At 62.1% G+C, this 19,936-nt stretch carries 16 protein-coding genes; all 16 read right to left on the bottom strand.

Going from position 1 to position 19,936, the window contains the following annotated elements; genetic code table 11:
• Nucleotides 1–154 precede the first annotated feature (154 nt).
• Nucleotides 155–700: an ATP synthase subunit I gene (locus tag HDG39_RS02990; protein ID WP_184003089.1), complete on the bottom strand. Its 546-nt coding sequence runs from the start codon at nt 698–700 to the stop codon at nt 155–157.
• Nucleotides 701–1,275: 575 nt separating this feature from the next.
• A complete protein-coding gene (locus tag HDG39_RS02985; protein WP_018418858.1) occupies nt 1,276–2,163 on the bottom strand; it encodes a ParB/RepB/Spo0J family partition protein in 888 nt (295 codons plus the stop codon).
• Nucleotides 2,164–2,181: 18 nt separating this feature from the next.
• On the bottom strand, nt 2,182–2,973 hold the full coding sequence (locus HDG39_RS02980; RefSeq protein WP_090802387.1) for a ParA family protein: 792 nt from the start codon (nt 2,971–2,973) through the stop codon (nt 2,182–2,184).
• Between the two features lie 71 nt (nt 2,974–3,044).
• Nucleotides 3,045–3,728 (bottom strand): 16S rRNA (guanine(527)-N(7))-methyltransferase RsmG, encoded by a 684-nt coding sequence (gene rsmG, locus HDG39_RS02975; RefSeq protein ID WP_184003087.1) that lies wholly within the window; start codon nt 3,726–3,728, stop codon nt 3,045–3,047.
• A complete protein-coding gene (mnmG, locus tag HDG39_RS02970; RefSeq protein ID WP_184003085.1) occupies nt 3,725–5,683 on the bottom strand; it encodes a tRNA uridine-5-carboxymethylaminomethyl(34) synthesis enzyme MnmG in 1,959 nt (652 codons plus the stop codon). Before mnmG ends, rsmG begins: the two co-directional genes overlap by 4 nt.
• A gap of 173 nt (nt 5,684–5,856) precedes the next feature.
• Nucleotides 5,857–6,633, bottom strand: coding sequence for an ABC transporter ATP-binding protein (locus tag HDG39_RS02965; RefSeq protein WP_184003083.1), 777 nt, complete (start codon nt 6,631–6,633; stop codon nt 5,857–5,859).
• Entirely contained in the window at nt 6,633–8,417 is a 1,785-nt protein-coding gene (locus HDG39_RS02960; RefSeq protein ID WP_184003081.1) for a branched-chain amino acid ABC transporter ATP-binding protein/permease, read from the bottom strand. Before HDG39_RS02960 ends, HDG39_RS02965 begins: the two co-directional genes overlap by 1 nt.
• Nucleotides 8,418–8,421: 4 nt before the next feature.
• Nucleotides 8,422–9,477 (bottom strand): branched-chain amino acid ABC transporter permease, encoded by a 1,056-nt coding sequence (locus tag HDG39_RS02955; RefSeq protein WP_184003080.1) that lies wholly within the window; start codon nt 9,475–9,477, stop codon nt 8,422–8,424.
• A gap of 220 nt (nt 9,478–9,697) precedes the next feature.
• Nucleotides 9,698–10,858 (bottom strand): ABC transporter substrate-binding protein, encoded by a 1,161-nt coding sequence (locus HDG39_RS02950; RefSeq protein ID WP_184003078.1) that lies wholly within the window; start codon nt 10,856–10,858, stop codon nt 9,698–9,700.
• A gap of 421 nt (nt 10,859–11,279) precedes the next feature.
• Entirely contained in the window at nt 11,280–12,446 is a 1,167-nt protein-coding gene (locus HDG39_RS02945) for an ABC transporter substrate-binding protein (RefSeq protein WP_184003076.1), read from the bottom strand.
• A 557-nt stretch (nt 12,447–13,003) separates the two neighbouring features.
• Nucleotides 13,004–13,975 carry a branched-chain amino acid ABC transporter permease gene (locus HDG39_RS02940; RefSeq protein WP_018418868.1) on the bottom strand — a complete coding sequence of 324 codons (972 nt, stop codon included), beginning with the start codon at nt 13,973–13,975 and terminating at the stop codon, nt 13,004–13,006.
• Nucleotides 13,975–14,859, bottom strand: a complete 885-nt coding sequence (locus HDG39_RS02935) for a branched-chain amino acid ABC transporter permease (RefSeq protein WP_184003074.1) — start codon at nt 14,857–14,859, stop codon at nt 13,975–13,977. Before HDG39_RS02935 ends, HDG39_RS02940 begins: the two co-directional genes overlap by 1 nt.
• Nucleotides 14,860–15,048: 189 nt before the next feature.
• Nucleotides 15,049–16,263: an ABC transporter substrate-binding protein gene (locus HDG39_RS02930; RefSeq protein WP_184003072.1), complete on the bottom strand. Its 1,215-nt coding sequence runs from the start codon at nt 16,261–16,263 to the stop codon at nt 15,049–15,051.
• Nucleotides 16,264–16,325: 62 nt separating this feature from the next.
• Nucleotides 16,326–17,084 (bottom strand): ABC transporter ATP-binding protein, encoded by a 759-nt coding sequence (locus HDG39_RS02925; RefSeq protein WP_184003070.1) that lies wholly within the window; start codon nt 17,082–17,084, stop codon nt 16,326–16,328.
• Nucleotides 17,081–17,860 (bottom strand): ABC transporter ATP-binding protein, encoded by a 780-nt coding sequence (locus HDG39_RS02920; RefSeq protein WP_184003068.1) that lies wholly within the window; start codon nt 17,858–17,860, stop codon nt 17,081–17,083. The genes HDG39_RS02925 and HDG39_RS02920 overlap by 4 nt, the downstream gene beginning before the upstream one ends.
• 289 nt (nt 17,861–18,149) lie before the next feature.
• Nucleotides 18,150–19,865, bottom strand: coding sequence for a GMC family oxidoreductase (locus tag HDG39_RS02915; protein WP_184003066.1), 1,716 nt, complete (start codon nt 19,863–19,865; stop codon nt 18,150–18,152).
• Nucleotides 19,866–19,936 lie beyond the last annotated feature (71 nt).

The following is a 19,936-nucleotide window of genomic DNA, read 5'->3' as shown; positions in this document are numbered from 1 at the left end:
CACCCAAATTGTCGAAAATCGTTCGAGGCCGCTCCCGCCGGAATACTGTGTTGCGGGAACGCACCGGGTGCGGGCCCTGTCTCATCCGCACACCCGTGCCGGCGCTACGCGCCGGCCTTAAATTCTTTTTGCTGCTATTTTTTGTGCTGCTACCTTAGCGCCACGCCAAGGCGATCCAGTAAGTCTTCAGCGCGATGAGGTAGGTCACGAGCAGCGGAATCCAGCGTACGTCGTGATACCAGAAGGCGATTGCGACAAACATCGCAATCGTTGTCCCCATCTTGAGTGCTTCGCCGATCATCCAGCTCATCACGGTCTCGGCGCCGCCCTGCTTTTTCAGTCGTGCCGCGAACAACGCGCCCGGCACCCAGCAGATCGCCCCCCCGAGGAACGCGGACAGCGCAGCAGCGCCCGGCGGCTTGTAGAACAGCCACCACAACAGCGTTGCAACCAGGGACAAAACCATTTGCGCTGCGACGACCTTGAACGGCGTCACGCGCGATGGACGACCCACGCCGGGACCAAACAGCTTTTCCGCCTCGGCCCGCGTGAGCGGAACGATATTGTTATCTTCCTGCGCGTCATCCCACGCTTCGTCCGGATCGAACCGCCGACTGGAGGACATCTCGGGTGCGGAGCGTTCAGCGCGGTGTCTGTCGTCACCATTCTCCGGCGACAGATTCGACGTTTTGACCGCCATCGCAATGTTCCGAAAGTCTCGTTCAGCCCGCGAGTTTACGCAGCGCTTACGGGGTTGCCGTGCAATTAAATCCGGGCGATTGTAAGCGATAGTTGCAGGCAATTCAAGACTTTAGGTCAGCCTATAACCGCGTGAAACTTCCCTTCACGATGCGGTAGAACGTACGCTAACGACGCGAAACACGTCAAATGTAAGGCGGGCGAGGGGCGGCAAAACCCGTGCGGGCGGTCGCGTGGATCGAAGCTCGTTGGCGGTGCGTTTCGACGCTGCGGCAGACGTCTCGAAAATGCAACAAATGCCTCTTTTCTAAGGGCTGAACGGGACAGCTCTTCTATTGAGCTGAATCAACCTCACGGCAATTTTCGATGATGATCGCGCCGCTTTTGACAGCGGCTCGTCAGGATTATTATCGCGCGGATGTGGAGTGCCTGAAGCTAGGATTCCTGATTATTCGTGCATCGGTTGTTTTGGAATCCACAGCAGTCGCTCGCACCGAGGTTGACCAACTCGCGGCAGTGCTCATGCACAGGCCGCCAGCCGTTCATCACCCTTGCCTGCTGAGCGCCAATCTGCGCTCAGACGTTCGCGTTCCCGCGCAAACGAACCAGGATGCCTTCCAGCGCGTCGAGATCGCCGAAGTCCACCAGCACCTGGCCGCGACCGCGTCGGCCGAGCTTGATTTTCACCGTCGCGGACAGCAGGTCCGACAGTTCCTCTTCCAGGCGTCGCGTGTCGCGGCCGCCGTCCGGATTCGCGCGGGCCTTGACCGCCGGCGTCACCTTCGTGGTCATCGCAACCAGCTTTTCCGTCTCGCGCACAGACAGGCGCTTGTTGACGACCTGGTTGGCCAGCGTGATCTGCGTCGCAGCGTCGACGGCGAGCAGCGCACGAGCGTGGCCCATGTCGAGATCGCCGGCGAGCAACATCGTCTGTACCGGTGTCGCAAGATTCAGCAGACGCAGCAGGTTCGACACCGCGCTGCGCGAACGTCCCACCGACTCTGCCGCCTGCTCATGCGTGAAATTGAATTCGTCGAGCAGGCGCTGGATACCTTGGGCCTCTTCGAGGGGATTCAGATCCTCGCGCTGGATGTTTTCGATCAGCGCCATCGCCGCGGCGGCCTGGTCGGGCACGTCCTTCACAAGCACCGGCACCTCGTCGAGGCCTGCGAGCCGCGCCGCGCGAAAACGCCGCTCCCCCGCGATGATCTCATAGCGATCCGCCGCGATCGGACGCACGAGAATCGGCTGCATCAGCCCTTGCGCGCGGATGCTGGCCGCAAGCTCCTGCAGCGCGCCTTCGTCCATGCGCATGCGCGGCTGGTATTTGCCCGCCTGCATCTTGCCGAGCGGCAATACGTTCGGCGCGCCGTCGATCACCGCTGCCTCGGTGATATCGGCGGTGCCGCCGAGCAATGCCTCCAGACCACGGCCCAGTCCCTTCTTTCTTGCTACTGCGTTCATCGTGCTTCCTCGATCCGCTTAGGATGCCTGGGGCGCGTCATTCAGCGCGCGCACCCGCTCAATCATTTCGACGCCGAACTGCACGTACGCCTGCGCGCCTCGCGACGCCCTGTCGAACACCACACCGGGCAGCCCGTAGCTGGGCGCCTCGGCCAATCGCACGTTGCGTGGAATCACGGCGTCGAAGACCTTGTCGCCGAAGTGCTCTTTCAATTGATCCGAGACTTGCTGTTGCAACGTGATGCGCGGATCGAACATGACGCGCAGCAGACCGATCACCTTGAGGTCGCGATTCAGATTCGCGTGGACCTGCTTGATCGTGTTGACGAGGTCGGACAGCCCTTCGAGGGCGAAGTATTCGCACTGCATCGGAATGACGACGCCGTGCGCGGCGCATAGTCCGTTGAGCGTCAGCAGTGACAAAGCCGGCGGGCAATCGATCAGCACGAAATCGTACTCGCCCTCGACCCCGGCGAGCGCCGCCTTCAGTTGACGCTCGCGATTCTGCATGCTGACGAGTTCGACCTCGGCGCCCGCGAGCTCACGGTTCGCGGGCAGCACGTCGTATCCGACCGCCTCGGGCCGCACGCGCGCATCGGCCACCGACACGTTGTCCACGAGCACCTCGTAGACCGTGTTCGTACATTCGGCCTTGTCGATACCGCTGCCCATCGTGGCGTTGCCTTGCGGGTCCAGATCGATGAGAAGGACTCGCTGTCCCTGCGCTGCCAGGCTCGCGGCCAGATTGACTGTGGTGGTCGTCTTGCCGACGCCGCCCTTCTGGTTCGCAACGCAGAAGATTTTTGCCATCGTTGGTGTGTCCCTTTTGCTGCTTGGATGAAGTGAAAATCGTCGAGGGTGCTTACAGGCCGCGGCGGCCATCAGCTTTCGGGGTCCACTCGCACCTCGATCAGATGCCGCTCGGCGTCCAGCGACGGCACGTTCAGCCGGATAATCTGCTCCACGTGAGCGCCCGCCGGCAGACGCGCGATTTCGGCATCCGGCCGCACACCCTTCATCGCCAAGATCGCGCCCTGCTCCGCAACCAGATGACGGGCCAGTGTAACGAAATCCGAGAGTTCTGCGAACGCGCGCGAGACGATTACGTCGAACTTTGCCGGTACTTCGGCGCCAGGCCGCAGCGTCTCCACCCGACCGGTCACAACCGATAGGTTCGCGAGGCCCAGTTCGGCCTTCGCCTGCGACTGAAACGCAGTCTTCTTATGGACGATGTCGTTCGTCGTGATGATCCAATCGGGCAGCACGATCGCGAGCACGATGCCCGGCAGCCCCCCGCCCGAACCGACGTCGAGCGCCGACGACGGCCCGCGCGGCGCCAGATGCGGCACGATCGATAGCGAATCGAGAATGTGCTGGATTAGCATCTGCCGCGGATCGCGGATCGCTGTCAGGTTGTAGACGCTGTTCCACTTCGCGAGCAGCGTGACGTAATCGAGCAGCTTGCGCTGCCGCGCGTCGCTGAGTTCGAGACCAAGTTCACGAACACCGTCCGCCAGCAATGACGCCAAGGCCTGCTGGTCGATTCCCCTCTGCGCTGCCGTCATTGAACCACCGGCGTGCTGTCGGCGCCGGGCTCGGCGGACCTCGACGGACGACGCCCGAGGCCGCGCTTGAGATGGACCATCAGCAGCGAGATCGCGGCAGGCGTGACGCCCGAAATACGCGACGCCTGTCCGATCGTTTCCGGCCGGAACTGCATCAACTTCTGGCGAGCTTCGAACGACAGCCCACGCACCTCGGTGTAGTCCAGCCCTTCAGGCAGACGCGTGTTCTCTTGCGCCTCGTTGCGTTCGATCTCACCGGCCTGTCGGTCGATATAGCCCTGATATTTGACGCCGATTTCGATCTGTTCCTTGATTTGCGCGAGTAGCACGGGGTCTTCCGCAAGTGCTTCGGGCGCGCTACAAGTGCCGTCACGCAGCCCGCAGACGCCGTCGTAGCTGACGCCCGGACGACGCAGCAGGTCCGCGAGACTGTATTCGTGGTCGATTGGCTTGCCAAGCAAAGCGGTCGCCTCTTCTGCCGATAAGGTCCGAGGATTAACCCAGGTTGAACGCAAGCGCTGTGTTTCACGTGAAACAGCATCACGCTTGCGACTGAAGGCGTCCCAGCGGGCGTCGTCGACCACGCCGAGCTCGCGCCCGATCTCCGTCAGCCGCATATCGGCGTTGTCTTCGCGCAAGCTCAGACGGTACTCCGCGCGGCTCGTGAACATCCGGTACGGCTCGGACACCCCGCGCGTGACTAGATCGTCCACGAGCACGCCGAGATAAGCTTGGTCGCGACGCGGACACCATGCTTCCTTGCCCTGCACGAACAGACCGGCGTTGATGCCGGCCAGAGTGCCCTGTGCAGCTGCCTCTTCGTAGCCGGTCGTACCGTTGATCTGTCCGGCGAAGAACAGGCCACTGATCACCTTCGTTTCTAGCGATGCCTTCAGCCCACGCGGATCGAAATAGTCGTACTCGATCGCGTAGCCCGGCCGCAGGATATGCGCATGCTCGAGGCCGCGCATCGAACGCACCAGCTCGAGCTGCACGTCGAAGGGCAGGCTCGTCGAAATCCCGTTCGGATAGAACTCGTTGGTCGTCAGACCTTCCGGCTCGAGGTAGATCTGATGCGATTCCTTCGACGCAAACCGGTGAATCTTGTCCTCGATCGACGGGCAATAGCGCGGCCCCACTCCCTCGATCACGCCCGTGTACATCGGCGAACGATCGAGACCGCCGCGGATGATGTCGTGTGTCCGTTGATTCGTATGCGTGACCCAGCACGGCACTTGGCGCGGGTGCTGCTCGACACGCCCGAGGAACGAGAACACCGGCACCGGGTCCAGATCGCCGGGCTGCTCTTCGAGCTGCGAATAGTCGATCGTGCGACCGTCGATTCGCGGTGGCGTACCGGTCTTAAGCCGGCCCTGCGGTAGCTTCAGCTCTTTCAACCGCACCGACAGCGAAACCGCAGCCGGGTCGCCCGCGCGTCCACCGGTGTAGTTGTTCAACCCCACGTGAATCTTGCCGTCGAGGAACGTGCCCGCCGTCAGCACCACCGCGCGAGACCGGAAACGAATACCCACTTGCGTGATGGCCCCGACCACGCGGTCGCCCTCGACCATCAGATCGTCGACGGCCTGCTGAAATAGCCAGAGGTTCGGCTGATTCTCTAGACGATGGCGGATCGCGGCCTTGTACAGCACGCGGTCGGCCTGAGCACGCGTCGCGCGGACCGCCGGTCCCTTCGACGAATTTAGGATCCGGAACTGGATGCCGCTTTCGTCGGTGGCGGCCGCCATAGCGCCACCTAGCGCGTCAATCTCCTTGACCAGATGGCCTTTGCCAATGCCGCCAATCGACGGATTGCAGCTCATCTGACCAAGGGTCTCGATGTTATGGGTCAAAAGCAGCGTTTTGTTGCCCATGCGCGCCGACGCCAAAGCAGCTTCGGTGCCGGCATGACCGCCGCCGACGACGATTACGTCAAATTCTGTGGGAAAAAACATCGCGGGATCTCACGCCAGATCGTCGCGTGAGCCTTCAAAGGAAATGTATGGGCGAATTATAACGGGTTCAGTTGCGGCCCGAATTTCGTCCCCATGGTGAAACAATAAAAAAGCGGTGTGTTTCACGTGAAACACACCGCTTCCAGAAACAGCGATCAGCGATAAGTGCAGGCTTATGCCACCTTTTTGGCAAGACCGAGATAGGTTTCGATCACCCGAGGATTCTGCGCGAGGTCAGTTGCCCGTCCTTCCAATGCCAACTCGCCGGTTTCCAGCACGTAGCCGTAGTCCGAGATCTGCAACGCAGCGCGCGCATTCTGCTCGATCAGCAGCGTCGCGACGCCGGTCTGCCGCAAGGCGCTGATGATGTGAAAGATTTCCTTCACGATCAGCGGCGCGAGACCGAGGCTCGGCTCGTCCAGCATCAGCAGATCGGGCTTGCCCATCAGGGCGCGGCCGACCGCGAGCATCTGCCGCTCGCCGCCGGAAAGCGTGCCGGCCGCCTGCTTGCGCCGCTCCTTCAGCCGCGGAAACAGTTCGAACACCGGTTCCAGCTGATCGAGAAAGTTGCGCTCCCCTGCTCGCTTGCGCCGGTAGGCGCCAAGCAGCAGATTGTCCTCGACGGTCATGGAAGCGAAAAGCTCGCGCTTTTCCGGCACCAGGCACATCCCAAGCGCAACGCGTTTTTCGACCGGCATCGCGCTGACGTCGTCGCCCTGATAGGAAACCGCGCCTTTCGCATGACCGGACGTCGGCAACGCGCCCATGATCGCATTCAGCAGCGTCGACTTTCCAGCGCCGTTCGGTCCGATCACGGAGACGATCTGCCCCGCCCGTACCTTGATCGCCGCATTGTGCAGCGCTTCAACCTTTCCGTAGCGGACGGACAAATGGCTCACTTCGAGAATCGGCCCTGCCGCCGCCACGCCGGTCGTTGTCATGTTGTCCATCATTCCACCCCACCCAGATACGCTTCGAGCACCGCCGGATCCTGCTGGACTTCCTGCGGCAGGCCCTCTGCGATCCGCGTGCCGAACTCCATCACCACGAGCCGGTCCGTCAAATTCATCACGAAATCCATATCGTGCTCGACGAGCAGTACGCTCATCCCTTCTGTCTTCAGTCTGCGCAGCAGTTCGGCGAGCTGAAGCTTTTCCTGATACCGCAGACCAGCGGCCGGTTCATCGAGCAATAGCAGTGTCGGATCGCAGCACAGGGCGCGCGCAATTTCGAGAATCCGCTGTTGACCAAGCGCGAGGCTGCCCGCTTCGTCATACATGTGCTGTTCGAGGCCGACGCGACGAATCTGCCGAGCGGCTTCGGCCATCAACCGTGCCTCTTCGGAGCTGTTCAGCCGCACGACACTGCGCCACACGCCCGCATGGCCACGCAGATGCGCACCGATCGCGACGTTCTCGAGCAGGCTCATACCCGGCAGCAGCTTCACGTGCTGGAACGTGCGGCCGATGCCGCGCTTGACGATTTCACGTGAACTCAGCGCATCGATGCGCTCGCCGCGGAACGTGATCTCGCCGCTAGTCGCCTGCAGCACACCGGTCACGAGATTGAAGGTCGTCGACTTGCCTGCGCCGTTCGGTCCGATCAGCCCGATGATCTGCCCTGCTTTGACGTCGAAGCTGACGTCGTTCACCGCGACGAGACCGCCGAACTGCTTGCGCGCCTTATTCACCGTCAACAGGTCTTCGCCGGTCTGTGGCTTGTTGCGCTGCGGCAGAGGATCCGCGTGATCCGCGAGATGCGCCCGCGGGCCACGCGGGAAAAAGCGCGCGACGAACGGCCATACGCCCTGCCGCGCGTACTGCAGAAGCAGCACCATGATGATGCCGAACACGATCACTTCGAAGTTGCCGTTCTCGCCGAGCAGTTTTGGCAGCAGCGTCTGCAAATAATCCTGCAGCACGGTCAGGATCGCTGCGCCGAGCACCGCGCCCCAGACGTGCGAGACGCCGCCCACCACCGCCATGAACAGGAATTCGATGCCGTGATTCAGTCCAAACGGTGTCGGATTCACGGCGCGCTGCAAGTGCGCGTACAGAAAACCCGAGACCGATGCAAGGACCGCCGCATAGACGAAAATCACGACGCGCATCCAGCCGGTGTTGACGCCCATCGCCTCGGCCATCAGACCACCGCCGCGCAACGCGCGGATTGCGCGACCCGGCCGGCTATTAAGCAGATTCTGAACAGAGACGACCGCGCCGAGCACGACCACCCAGATCAGGTAATAGATATGGCGGCCGGACTCGAGATTGATCCCAAAAACATTCAACACCGGGATGCCATTGATGCCGTCGTACTTGCCGAGCATGTCGAGATTGCCGAACAGGTAGAACAGCGCGAGCCCCCACGCAATCGTGCCGAGCGGCAGAAAGTGGCCGGATAGGCGCATCGTCACGAGACCGAGCATCAGCGCAACCAGCGCAGTGACGATCATGCCCGCGATCAGTGCGAGCCACGGCGACACGCCGAAGTTCGTCGTCAGATACGCGGTTGCATACGCGCCGATACCAACGAACGCGGCCTGCCCGAAGCTCGTCATTCCGCCGATACCCGTCAACAGCACGAGGCCGATCGCGACGATCGAATAGAGGCCGATGTAGTTCAGCAGCGTGACCCAGTACTCGGGTACATGGATCGGATGCGGCAGAACCGGCAAAGCGAACAGCACCACGAGGAACAACCAGAAGAACTTCATTTGCATGATTCGTTTCATCGTGTCACTCCTCTTCCTCTTCGGAGTGCGGGCTCGCAAGACTACGCCACAACAGCACCGGGATGATTAACGTGAATACGATCACTTCCTTATAAGCACTAGCCCAGAACGACGAATACGACTCCAGCAGACCAACGAGAATCGAGCCGGCCGCCGCCAGCGGATAGCTGACCAGACCGCCGATGATCGCGCCCACGAAGCCCTTCAAACCGATCAGGAAGCCCGAGTCGTAGTAGATCGTCGTGAGCGGTGCGACGAGGATGCCGCACAGTGCGCCGAGCCCCGCCGCAAGCGTGAACGCGAGACGTCCCGCCTGCGTCGTGCCGATGCCGACAAGCCGCGCGCCGAGCCGGTTCACCGACGTCGCGCGCAACGCCTTGCCCGAGATCGAGCGATCGAAGTACAGATACAGCGCGCCGATCAGCACGACCGCGGTGCCGATTACCCACAGGCTCTGGCCGGAGATCGACAACGTGCCGATGTTGAACGTCGCATCGGAAAACGCGTTGGTGCGGGAGCCTTCGGCGCCGAACATCACGAGGCCGAGACCGACCATCGCGAAATGCACGGCCACCGCGATGATCAACAGCACCAGCGTGGTCGCCTCCGCGATCGGCTCGTAGGCAAGGCGATACACGAACGGACCCATCGGAATCACGATCAGCAGCGTCAGCGCGATCTGCACGATCATCGGCAGCGGCTGCAGGAAGATGCCGTGCGTGAGCGCGTAGACCGCGATCGGAAACAGCAGGTACTTCCCCGCCAGCACGGGCAGCGTGCGCGCCGCGTGACGACGCCGCTCAGCATGCCGCAACACGGCCGCCGTCTCGACGACGAAGCATGCCGCGCCCATCGCCATCAACAGCCAGCACGTGGCCGGAAACTTCTGCGTTTGCAGTGCGGCGAGCGTCAACGCACCGTACGAAACGAACTCCCCTTGTGGGATGAAGATCACCCGCGTCACGGAAAACACCAGCACCAGCGCAAGCGCGAGCAGCGCGTAGATCGCGCCGGTCGTGATGCCGTCCTGCGCGAGGATCGCCGCAATTGATAGATCCATACTTCCTCGTCCTGAAGCGTCGAAATCGAAAAACCGGGAAACGGTCGCGACGGCGCGGTGCGAAGCCGGCCATCGATCTGCATGTCTGAAAAGACAACCGCCGCGCCGGGACGCGGCGCGGCGGTCGATGCCATTGTCGTCGAACACAATGGCAATGCGGCGTCATGCACCGCATGATTGCGCGAGAGGCGCGTACCGCTACATGTTTGTGTAAATAGTCTTAGTTGTTCTGCAACTTCCACTTGCCGTCGACGATCTGCACGATCACGCGTGCGCGCTGGTCGAGGCCGTTGTGGTCGTTCGCGGTGGTGTTCATGATGCCGTGCGACACTGGCAGCTCCTTGATGTTTTCGAGCGCGTTGCGCAGCGCCACGCGGAACTCCGGCGTGCCCGGCTGGGCGGTCTTCAGCGCGACCGGAATCGCAGCTTGCAACATCTGGCCGGCATCCCATGCGTGGCCGCCGAAGGTCGCGACCGAACCCGCGCCATAAGCCTTCTCATAGGCGTTCTTATAAGCTTCCGACGACTTCTTCACCGGGTTCGAATCCGGCAATTGATCGACGACGAGAATCGGACCGGCCGGCAGCAGTTCGCCTTCGCAATCCTTGCCGCACACACGCAGGAAGTCGTTGTTCGCGACCCCGTGAGTCTGATAGATCTTGCCCTTGTAGCCACGCTCCTTCAGCGTCTTGGCCGGCAGCGCCGACGGCGTGCCCGAGCCCGCGATCAGCACCGCGTCGGGATTCGCGCCCATCGTCTTCAGCACCTGGCCCGTCACCGATGCATCGGTGCGGTTGAAGCGCTCGTTCGACACGATCTTCAGGTTGTGCGCTTTCGCGGCGGCGTCGAACGTCGTGTTCCAGCTGTCGCCGTATGCGTCCGAGAATCCGATGAAGCCGACCGTCTTCACGCCGTGATGCTGCATGTAATCGGCGATCGCGTCGGCCATCAGACTGTCGTTCTGAGGCGGTTTGAATGCCCATGCGCGCTTCGCATCCATCGGCTGGATGATCGCGGCCGATGCCGCGAGCGAGATCACCGGTGTCTTGCCCTCAGCGGCCGGATCGAGCATCGCGAGCGAATTCGGCGTGACGGTCGAGCCGATGATCGCGTCGACGCGGTCTTCGTCGATCAGCTTGCGCGTGTTCTGCACGGCCTTGCTGGTGTCCGACCCGTCGTCGAGGATGATGTACTGCACGCTCTTGCCGCCGATCTCCTTCGGCAGCAACGCGATCGTGTTCTTTTCAGGAATCCCGAGCGACGCGGCCGGCCCCGTCGTCGACAACGTGACGCCGATCTTCACCTGCGCGAATGCAGCCCCCGCGCCGCACATCAGCGCGATCGCGATGCCGGTGCGCACCCAATGCCGTGTCTTTTTCATTGCGAGTCTCCAAACGCTTTGAAAAGCGCCTATCTATAAACCGGCTTGCTCGGCCGGGTGTTTGAATCTAGTGAGCGGGTTCAGGTGTGCCAAGCATGGTTTTCCCTGCTCGGCACGCATAGCTTCCCCCGCTGCGTTGGGTACCGCTCCTCTTTCGTGTCGCGCGAGTGCGCATTCGCGTCATACGCCCCGTTTCTGTGCCGCGGCTTTATTCCAATCAGGCATTTCATAGACCACTAATATGTTAGTAGTTTGCGTTCTGCATTATCGACGGTCAAGAGAGCGTGCGCCAAATGCGGGTTTGTCCTGAAGCAGCGAAACCACATTTTTGCGCGATGCAGACACCCGGCCCGGGTAATAAAAAAGACGCGTCAACTGCACGCGTCTTTTTCGATGAGGTCCCGTGGCGCAGAGCCTTCGCTCAGTCGCCGGCGAGCTTCCACTTGCCGTCGACGATCTGCACCATCACGCGCGCCCGCTGATCGAGACCGGCATGGTCGTTCGCGCTCATGTTGAAGATGCCATGCGACGCGGACAGATCTTTCGTGCCTTCGAGCGCGGCACGCAGCGCCTCGCGGAATGCCGGCGTGCCTGGCTGCCCCTTCTTCAACGCGAGCGGGACCGCATGCTGCAGCAGCAGACCCGCGTCCCACGCGTGACCGCCAAACGTCGACACCGTCCCCGCGCCATACGCCGTTTCATACGCATGCTTGTACGCGAGCGCGCTCTTCTTCACCGGATTCGCCTCGGGCAGTTGCTCGGCGACCAGCAGCGGGCCAGCGGGCAGCCATGTGCCTTCGCAATCCTTGCCGCACACGCGCAGGAAGTCGTTGTTCGCGACGCCGTGCGTCTGATAGTACTTGCCCTTGTAGCCGCGCTCCTTCAGCGTTTTCTGCGGCAGCGCGGCCGGCGTGCCCGCACCGGCGATCAGCACCGCGTCCGGGTTCTGCGACATCACCTTCAGCACCTGGCCCGTGACCGATGCATCGTTGCGCGCGAAGCGCTCGTTCGCGACGATCTTGATCTTCGCGAGGTCGGCGGCTTTGCTGAATTCCTTGAACCAGCTCTCGCCGTACGCGTCGGAAAAGCCGATGAACGCGACCGTTTTCACGCCGTGATTGGCCATGTGCTGCGCGATCGCCGTGGCCATCAGAATGTCGTTTTGCGGCGTTTTGAAGACCCATCCACGCTTCGCGTCCATCGGCTCGACGATGCCCGCAGCCGCGGCCAGAGAGATCATCGGCGTCGAGGTTTCGGCGGCGACGTCGATCATGGCGAGCGAGTTCGGCACGACGGTCGAGCCGATCAGTGCATCGACGTGGTCTTCGCTAGTGAGCTTGCGGGCGTTCTTGACCGCCTGGGTGGAATCGGTTGCGTCGTCGAGGACGATGTAGTCGATCTTCTGGCCCGCTACTTCTTTCGGCAGCAGCCCGATGGTGTTCTTTTCCGGAATGCCGAGCGATGCGGCCGGTCCTGTTGCCGACACGGTGACGCCGATTTTCACGTCCGCGAATGCATGGCCGCTCCATGCAGCCGAGACCCCTGTGGCGACCAATGCCGCGCTGATCCAACGCAATGCCGACTTCATCCTGCTCCTCTATTAACCCCGTTATTCAATTGCAATTAAATCCGCGGATTTAATTGCCAACCCAGTGGTCGGTGAATAGCGAGTGTAGCGGACGCAAGCGCCGTGCTGCAAGCGTTTCGCAGGCTTGTGACGTTACATGCAGCGGTTCGCGGAGAATAAAAAATGGCGCGCGAAATAGCCCAAAGATCAAGTCAAAAAATTCGATAAACACAAATAAAAAAGCGCTGTTGGATATCAATCCAACAGCGCTTTCTTCTGGGCACTGAGTGCCTCAATTGTCTCCTCGTTCTCCACCTGCAAATTCGGGGTGCATCAGAACTGCGTGAAGATTAAACGACCACCCCAGCAGTCACAACTAGCAATTACCCTAGTGGTGCACTGCGGCACCGGATTGGGGCATGTAGGGCGCATTTCGTCACATGGTTTGTCGCAGGTTCGCCCGAGCCCTTGATCCAGCGGACCTTCAGCACGAGCCGCAATTAGATCGGACGTCGAAGCAATTTGGTATCGCACTGCATCAAGCGAGCGACCACGCGGCCGGGATCAAACAGACGATCTCAAGCCCGCAACGGTCGCACTCGCGCGACGATCTCACCGACGATGCCGCGCCGGAACGCCAGCACACACGCGATGAAAATCAGCCCCGTGACGATCGTCACCGATTCGCCGAGCGAGCGGAACCAGTCGATGCCGGTCATCGACGCGAGTGCCGCGCCGATATCGCCGAGCCTGTCTTCGAGCGACACGATCAACGCGGCGCCGAGCAACGGCCCGAACAGCGTGCCCATGCCGCCCACCAGCGTCATCAGGATCACGAGGCCGGACATCGTCCAATAGGCATCGCTGAGCGTTTCGAAGCCTTGCACCAGCACCTTCAGCGAACCCGCGAGACCCGCAATGCCGGCCGACAGAATGAATGCGAGAAGCTTGAAACGGTCGGTGTCGTAGCCGAGCGACACCGCGCGCGGCTCGTTTTCCTTGATCGCGACGAGCACCTGCCCGAACGGCGAATGCACGATCCGCACGATCAGCAGGAAAGCCGCGACGATCACCGCGAGCACGACGAAATATAGCGCGACATCCGAAGAGAGATCGAGCACGCCGAACAGCTTGCCGCGCGGCACGCCTTGGAGACCGTCTTCCCCGTGCGTGAACGGCGCCTGCAGGAACACGAAGTAGACCATCTGCGCGAGCGCGAGCGTCACCATCGCGAAGTAGATACCCTGACGGCGAATCGCGAAGAAGCCGACGACGAGCCCAAGCAGCGTCGCCGCCGCGGTGCCGCTCAGCACGCCGAGCTCCGGCGAAAAACCGAGCGTCTGCATCGCATAGCCGGTCACGTAACCGGCCGACGCGAGAAACATCGCATGACCAAAGGACAGCAAGCCCGTATAGCCGATCAGCAGATTGAAGGCTGCCGCGAACAGCGCGAAGCACAGCACCTTCATCACGAAGAGCGGATAGATGCCGAGCACCGGAACCGCGAGCAGCACGATCAGCAGCAGACCGTAGAGCACTTTTCTCTGCATCATTTTTCCCTGCCGAAAAGACCCGCCGGACGCACGAGCAGCACGAGCGCCATGATCACGAAGACGACGGTCGCCGACGCCTCGGGGTAGAACACACGCGTGAGTCCCTCGACTACGCCGAGCATCAGGCCGGTCAGAATCGAGCCCATGATCGAGCCCATTCCGCCGATCACGACCACCGCGAACACGGTGATGATCATCGACTGGCCCATCAGCGGCGACACCTGAATCACCGGCGCGGCGAGCACGCCGGCAAACGCCGCGAGCGCGACGCCGAAGCCGTAGGTCAGCGTGATCATCAGCGGCACGTTGACGCCGAACGCCTCGACGAGCTTCGGGTTTTCGGTGCCCGCGCGCAGATACGCGCCAAGCCGCGTCTTCTCGATCACGAACCATGTCGCAAAGCACACGGCCAGCGACGCGACCACCACCCATGCGCGATAGTTCGGCAGATACATGAAGCCGAGATTGGTCGCGCCCGACAGCGCCGACGGCACGTCGTACGGTTGGCCCGACGAGCCGTAGATCGAATGGAATACGCCTTCGATCACGAGTGTGAGGCCAAACGTCAGTAACAGGCCATACAGATGATCGAGCTTGTAAAGCCAGCGCAGCATCGAGCGCTCGATCGCGACGCCGACCAGTCCGACGATCAGCGGCGCGAGCACGAGCATCACCCAGTACGGCAGATTGAAATACGACAGCCCCATCCACGCGAGCATCGCCCCGAGCATGAACAGCGCGCCATGCGCGAAGTTGATCACGTTGAGCAGGCCGAAAATAATCGCCAGCCCGAGGCTCAGAATCGCGTAGAACGAGCCGTTCACGAGCCCGAGCAGAAGCTGGCTCAGCATCGCCGGTAGCGGAACGCCAAAGATGTCCATTGAAGCCCTTAGCCCTTCAAGCCATCGTCAAGGTGAGATCGGTGACGCACGATCCGGCCGGCACGCGACGAGCGGCGACGCTGCCCATCACGTGCGGCATCTGAAACGGTTCGCCGCCAGCGCGTGCCCCTGCACCGCCGGCGGTTCTCTCAGGTCTGCGCGGTCCTCGACCGCTTACTGCGGCCGCGCTTACTTCCACAGCGCGCAGCGGGTCTGCGCCTTGGTCGTGAAGACCTGATCGCCCGGAATCGTCGCAGTGATCTTGTAGTAATCCCACGGCTCTTTCGATTCGGCCGGCGTCTTCACCTGCATCAGGTACATGTCGTGGATCATGCTGCCGTCCTGACGGATGTAGCCCTTCGCGTAGAAGTCGTCGATCTTCGTCTTGTGCAACTGCGCCATCACCTTGTCCGGATCGGTCGAGCCCACCGCCTGCACTGCCTTCAGATAGTTCATCGCCGCCGAGTAGTCGGCAGCCTGCAGGCTCGACGGCATCTTCTTCATCTTGTCGAAGTAGCGCTGCGACCACTTGCGCGTGTCGGCGTCCTTGTTCCAGTACCAGCTGTCGGTCAGCACCAGACCTTGCGTCGTTTCGAGACCGAGGCTGTGCACGTCGTTGATGAACATCAGCAGCGCGGCGAGCTTCATCGTCTTGGTGATGCCGAATTCCTTTGCGGCCTTGATCGCGTTGATCGTGTCGCCGCCCGCGTTCGCGAGGCCGAGGATCTGTGCCTTCGACGCCTGCGCCTGCAGCAGGAACGACGAGAAGTCCGACGCCGACAGCGGATGACGCACCTCGCCGAGCACCTGGCCGCCGTTCGCCTTCACGACCTCCGCGGTCGCTTTTTCGAGCGCCTTGCCGAATGCGTAGTCTGCCGTCAGGAAGTACCAGGTCTTGCCGCCCTGCTTCGTCACGGCCGAGCCCGTGCCGTTCGCGAGCGCGGTCGTGTCGTATGCGTAGTGGATCGTGTACGGCGTGCATTGCTCGTTGGTCAACGTATCGGCGCCGGCGCCGACGCTGATATAGACCTTGTGCTTCTCGCCCGCGACGGTGTTAGTCGACAGCGCGGTCGCCGAGTTCGTGCCGCCGATCACCATGTCCACGCCGTCGCGGTCGAACCACTCGCGAGCGCGCGATGCCGCGATGTCCGCCTTGTTCTGGTGATCCGCGTACAGCACCGTGATCGGCTTGCCGTTGACCTTGCCGCCGAAGTCGGCGACCGCCATCCGGATCGCCTCAAGACCGCCCTGCCCGTCGATATCCGCGTACAGGCCCGACATGTCCGTGATGAAGCCGATCTTCACGGCATCGTCGGCCGCTTGCGCGCTGCCCAGCGTCAGTGCGGTGCCGGCGGCGACCGCGAAACAGAATGAGGCAACTCGCGCGAGTGGGTTCTTTTTCATGCATGTCTCCTGGTTCTTCGCTTGTGGTTATCAGAGGCAGTCGGGCGCGCGTGTGTCCGTGTCTATACGCCCAGTAAATCATGCAGCACCGGCATCTTGCCTTCGAGCTCGCTAGCCCCGAAATGCTCGACGATCATGCCGTGCTCCATCACATAGAAACGATCCGCGAGCGGCGCGGCGAAGCGGAAGTTCTGCTCGACCATCACGATCGTGTAGCCGCGCGCCTTCAGCGTAACGATCATGCGCGCGAGCGCCTGCACGATCACGGGCGCGAGCCCTTCCGAGATTTCGTCGAGCAGCAGCAGATTCGCGCCGGTGCGCAGAATCCGCGCGACCGCGAGCATCTGTTGTTCGCCGCCCGAGAGCCGCGTGCCCTGACTCATGCGCCGTTCGTGCAGATTCGGGAACATCGCGTAGATTTCCTCGAGCGACATCATGCGCGCCTTGTCGCCGACGGGCGGCGGCAGCAGCAGATTTTCCTCGCACGACAGGCTGGAAAAAATGCCGCGCTCTTCCGGGCAATAGCCGATGCCGCAATGCGCGATGCGATGCGTGGGCAAGCCGACGGTTTCGCGTCCGTCGATACGGATCGAGCCGGTACGGCGACCCGTGAGGCCCATGATCGCGCGTAGCGTCGTGGTGCGGCCCGCGCCATTGCGCCCGAGCAGCGTCACGACCTCGCCGCGGCCGACCGCCAGATCGACGCCGTGCAGAATGTGGGATTCCCCGTACCAGGCTTGCAGTCCCGCGATGTCCAGCGCGGGTGCGCCGCTTTTCGTTTGGTTCGCTTCGAGGCCTTCGTGCTCGACCGTCGTATTCATGCGTGGGCTCCGGCCAGCGCCGCGTCGGCGCTGCCCATGTAGGCTTGCATCACGAGCGGATTCTTCGACACTTCCGCATAGCTGCCCTCGGCGAGCACTTCACCCCGTTGCAGCACGGTGATCGTGTCGGAGATACCGGCGATCACATTCATATTGTGTTCGACCATCAGGATTGTGCGGCCGGCCGACACTTTCTTGATCAGCGCGGTCACGCGGTCGACGTCCTCATGACCCATGCCTTGCGTGGGCTCGTCGAGAAGCATCAATTCCGGCTCCATCGCGAGCGTGGTCGCGATTTCGAGCGCGCGCTTGCGGCCGTAGGCGAGCTCGACCGTCAACACATCGGCGAAATCGGTCAGGCCGACCTGGGTCAGCAGATCCATCGCGCGATCGTTCAGACGGCGCAACGTACGCTCGCTCCTCCAGAAATGAAACGCGGTGCCGAGCGAGCGCTGCAAGCCGATGCGCACATTCTGCAATGCCGTCAGATGCGGAAATACCGCGGAAATCTGGAACGAACGGATGATGCCGCGCCGCGCGATCTGAGCCGGCCGTTCGCCGGTGATATCGACACCGTTGAAAACGATCTGGCCCGCGGTGGGTTCGAGAAATTTGGTGAGCAGATTGAAGCAGGTGGTCTTGCCCGCTCCATTGGGGCCGATCAGCGCATGGATCGAGCCACGGCGCACGCGCAGGTTCACGCCGTTCACGGCGACAAAGCCTTTGAACTCGCGGGTGAGGCCGCGCGTTTCGAGAATCGTATCGCCGAGAATCATGTTCCCTTCCATACGGAGTAAGGCGAAGCACTACGATCTTTCCGCGCGAAGCTCTGCGCGACTTGTTATTTTTGCGGCACCCCGTGCCACTCGTTGGCGTGCTGCACCAATCCGGACGGTGAGCCATGGCGCGGCACGCAGCATGGCTGCCATTGTCGCGCCAATGATGCAGCGCAATCATTGGGATTTGCACTTAGGGAACGAGGCCCGCGCCGTGCGTATGTGACGCGCGGTTCACACGCTTCACGTAAGCGGCGGAAAACCTCACCGATGCGCTCACCGAGTCATGTCACACAACTGACATCGACGCGTCAACACCGGTATGCGCGGCCATGCTGCCGCTCACGCGCGCGCGACGATCCTCGCGGATCATGTCGCTGGCGCGCTCGGCGATCATCAGCGTCGGCGAATTGGTGTTACCTGACGTGATGTTGGGCATCACCGACGCATCGACGACACGCAAGCCTTCGACTCCGATAACTCGTAGCCGGTTGTCGACGACCGCGGCGGGATCGTCGGTCGTGCCCATGCGGCAGGTGCCGACCGGATGGAAGATCGTCGTGCCGACCGCGCCCGCGGCCTGCTGCAATTCTTCTTCACTTTGATACTGGAGGCCCGGCAGGATCTCCCGCGGCTGATAGCGCGCGAGCGCGGGCGCCGCGACGATGCGACGCGTCAGACGTAGCGCGTTCGCCGCGACGTGGCGATCGTAGTCGGTCGACAGATAATTCGGCGCGATCAACGGTGGTGCGGAAGCATCGGCCGACGCAATATGAATGCTGCCGCGCGACGTGGGGCGCAGCTGACACACCGAAGCCGTGAACGCATTGAAGCGATGCAGCGGTTCCCCGAAGCGATCAAGCGACAAAGGCTGCACGTGATACTCGAGATCGGGTCGCGACAGCGAGCGATCGTCGGCGTCGGACTTCGCGAACGCGCCGAGTTGCGATGGCGACATCGACATCGGTCCGCTCTGAAACAACGCGTACTGCATGCCGATCATCAGCTTGCCCCACCAGTGCGCGGACATCGTATTCAGCGTGCGCACGCCCTGCACCCGATACGCCATGCGCAGTTGCAGATGGTCCTGCAGATTTTCCCCGACACCGCGCAGATCCTGAACGACCTCGATGCCGAGATTCTGCAGACGCGCGCCATTGCCGACACCGGACAATTCGAGCAGTTGCGGCGAGTTGACCGCGCCGGCGGAAAGGATCACTTCACAACGCGCTTTGGCGAGATAGTCGACCTCGCCGCCACGATATTCGACTTCGGTGCAGCGGCGGCCATCGAACACGACACGCTGCGTGTGGGCACCGGTGATGACAGTGAGGTTCTCCCGCTTCAACGCGGGCCGCAAAAATGCCTTCGACGCATTCCAGCGAATGCCACGCTTCTGGTTGACGTCGAAGTAGCCGACACCGGTGTTATCGCCGCGATTGAAATCGTCGGTGGCGGGGATGCCGGTTTGCTGCGCGGCTTGCGCGAACTCTTCGAGAATCTTCCATTTGAGGCGCTGCTTCTCGACGCGCCACGGTCCGCCCGCGCCGTGCGCTTCGTTGGCACCGCCGTGGTGATCCTCGCTGCGCCTGAAGACCGGCAGCACCGCGTTCCAGGACCACTTGCCGTCGTTCGTCACACGCGCCCACTCGTCGTAGTCTTCCCGCTGACCGCGCATGTAGATCATGCCGTTGATCGACGAACTGCCGCCGAGCACACGCCCGCGCGGATACGACAGCGTGCGGCCGTTCAGACCCGGCTCGGCCTGGGTCTTGTACAGCCAGTCCGTGCGCGGATTGCCGATGCAATACAGGTAGCCGACCGGCACGTGAATCCAGTGATAGTCGTCCTTCCCCCCGGCTTCGAGCAGCAGCACGTGGATGTCGGGATCTTCGGTGAGCCGGTTCGCCAGCACGCAGCCGGCGGTACCCGCGCCGACGATGACGTAGTCGAACTCGCCTTCGAGTCGCCGTGCGGCGCGATGCGTACTGTCGGTATGACTCATCGTTCAGTCTCCCAAGCATTTTTGCGGCGCATGCGTGGCTGCTGGATCGCTTCCACGCGTGCGCCGCGAAG

It is taken from the genome of Paraburkholderia lebeckiae (assembly GCF_014201005.1).
GTDB lineage: Bacteria > Pseudomonadota > Gammaproteobacteria > Burkholderiales > Burkholderiaceae > Paraburkholderia > Paraburkholderia tuberum.
This window is presented reverse-complemented; position numbering and strand designations above follow the sequence as displayed.

What these genes read in the sequence shown, in the direction of transcription:
- HDG39_RS02990 (WP_184003089.1), bottom strand. Translation starts at nt 700, where the DNA reads ATGGCGGTCAAAACGTCGAATCTGTCGCCGGAGAATGGTGACGACAGA.
- HDG39_RS02985 (WP_018418858.1), bottom strand. Translation starts at nt 2,163, where the DNA reads ATGAACGCAGTAGCAAGAAAGAAGGGACTGGGCCGTGGTCTGGAGGCA.
- HDG39_RS02980 (WP_090802387.1), bottom strand. Translation starts at nt 2,973, where the DNA reads ATGGCAAAAATCTTCTGCGTTGCGAACCAGAAGGGCGGCGTCGGCAAG.
- rsmG (WP_184003087.1), bottom strand. Translation starts at nt 3,728, where the DNA reads ATGACGGCAGCGCAGAGGGGAATCGACCAGCAGGCCTTGGCGTCATTG.
- mnmG (WP_184003085.1), bottom strand. Translation starts at nt 5,683, where the DNA reads ATGTTTTTTCCCACAGAATTTGACGTAATCGTCGTCGGCGGCGGTCAT.
- HDG39_RS02965 (WP_184003083.1), bottom strand. Translation starts at nt 6,633, where the DNA reads ATGGACAACATGACAACGACCGGCGTGGCGGCGGCAGGGCCGATTCTC.
- HDG39_RS02960 (WP_184003081.1), bottom strand. Translation starts at nt 8,417, where the DNA reads ATGAAACGAATCATGCAAATGAAGTTCTTCTGGTTGTTCCTCGTGGTG.
- HDG39_RS02955 (WP_184003080.1), bottom strand. Translation starts at nt 9,477, where the DNA reads ATGGATCTATCAATTGCGGCGATCCTCGCGCAGGACGGCATCACGACC.
- HDG39_RS02950 (WP_184003078.1), bottom strand. Translation starts at nt 10,858, where the DNA reads ATGAAAAAGACACGGCATTGGGTGCGCACCGGCATCGCGATCGCGCTG.
- HDG39_RS02945 (WP_184003076.1), bottom strand. Translation starts at nt 12,446, where the DNA reads ATGAAGTCGGCATTGCGTTGGATCAGCGCGGCATTGGTCGCCACAGGG.
- HDG39_RS02940 (WP_018418868.1), bottom strand. Translation starts at nt 13,975, where the DNA reads ATGCAGAGAAAAGTGCTCTACGGTCTGCTGCTGATCGTGCTGCTCGCG.
- HDG39_RS02935 (WP_184003074.1), bottom strand. Translation starts at nt 14,859, where the DNA reads ATGGACATCTTTGGCGTTCCGCTACCGGCGATGCTGAGCCAGCTTCTG.
- HDG39_RS02930 (WP_184003072.1), bottom strand. Translation starts at nt 16,263, where the DNA reads ATGAAAAAGAACCCACTCGCGCGAGTTGCCTCATTCTGTTTCGCGGTC.
- HDG39_RS02925 (WP_184003070.1), bottom strand. Translation starts at nt 17,084, where the DNA reads ATGAATACGACGGTCGAGCACGAAGGCCTCGAAGCGAACCAAACGAAA.
- HDG39_RS02920 (WP_184003068.1), bottom strand. Translation starts at nt 17,860, where the DNA reads ATGATTCTCGGCGATACGATTCTCGAAACGCGCGGCCTCACCCGCGAG.
- HDG39_RS02915 (WP_184003066.1), bottom strand. Translation starts at nt 19,865, where the DNA reads ATGAGTCATACCGACAGTACGCATCGCGCCGCACGGCGACTCGAAGGC.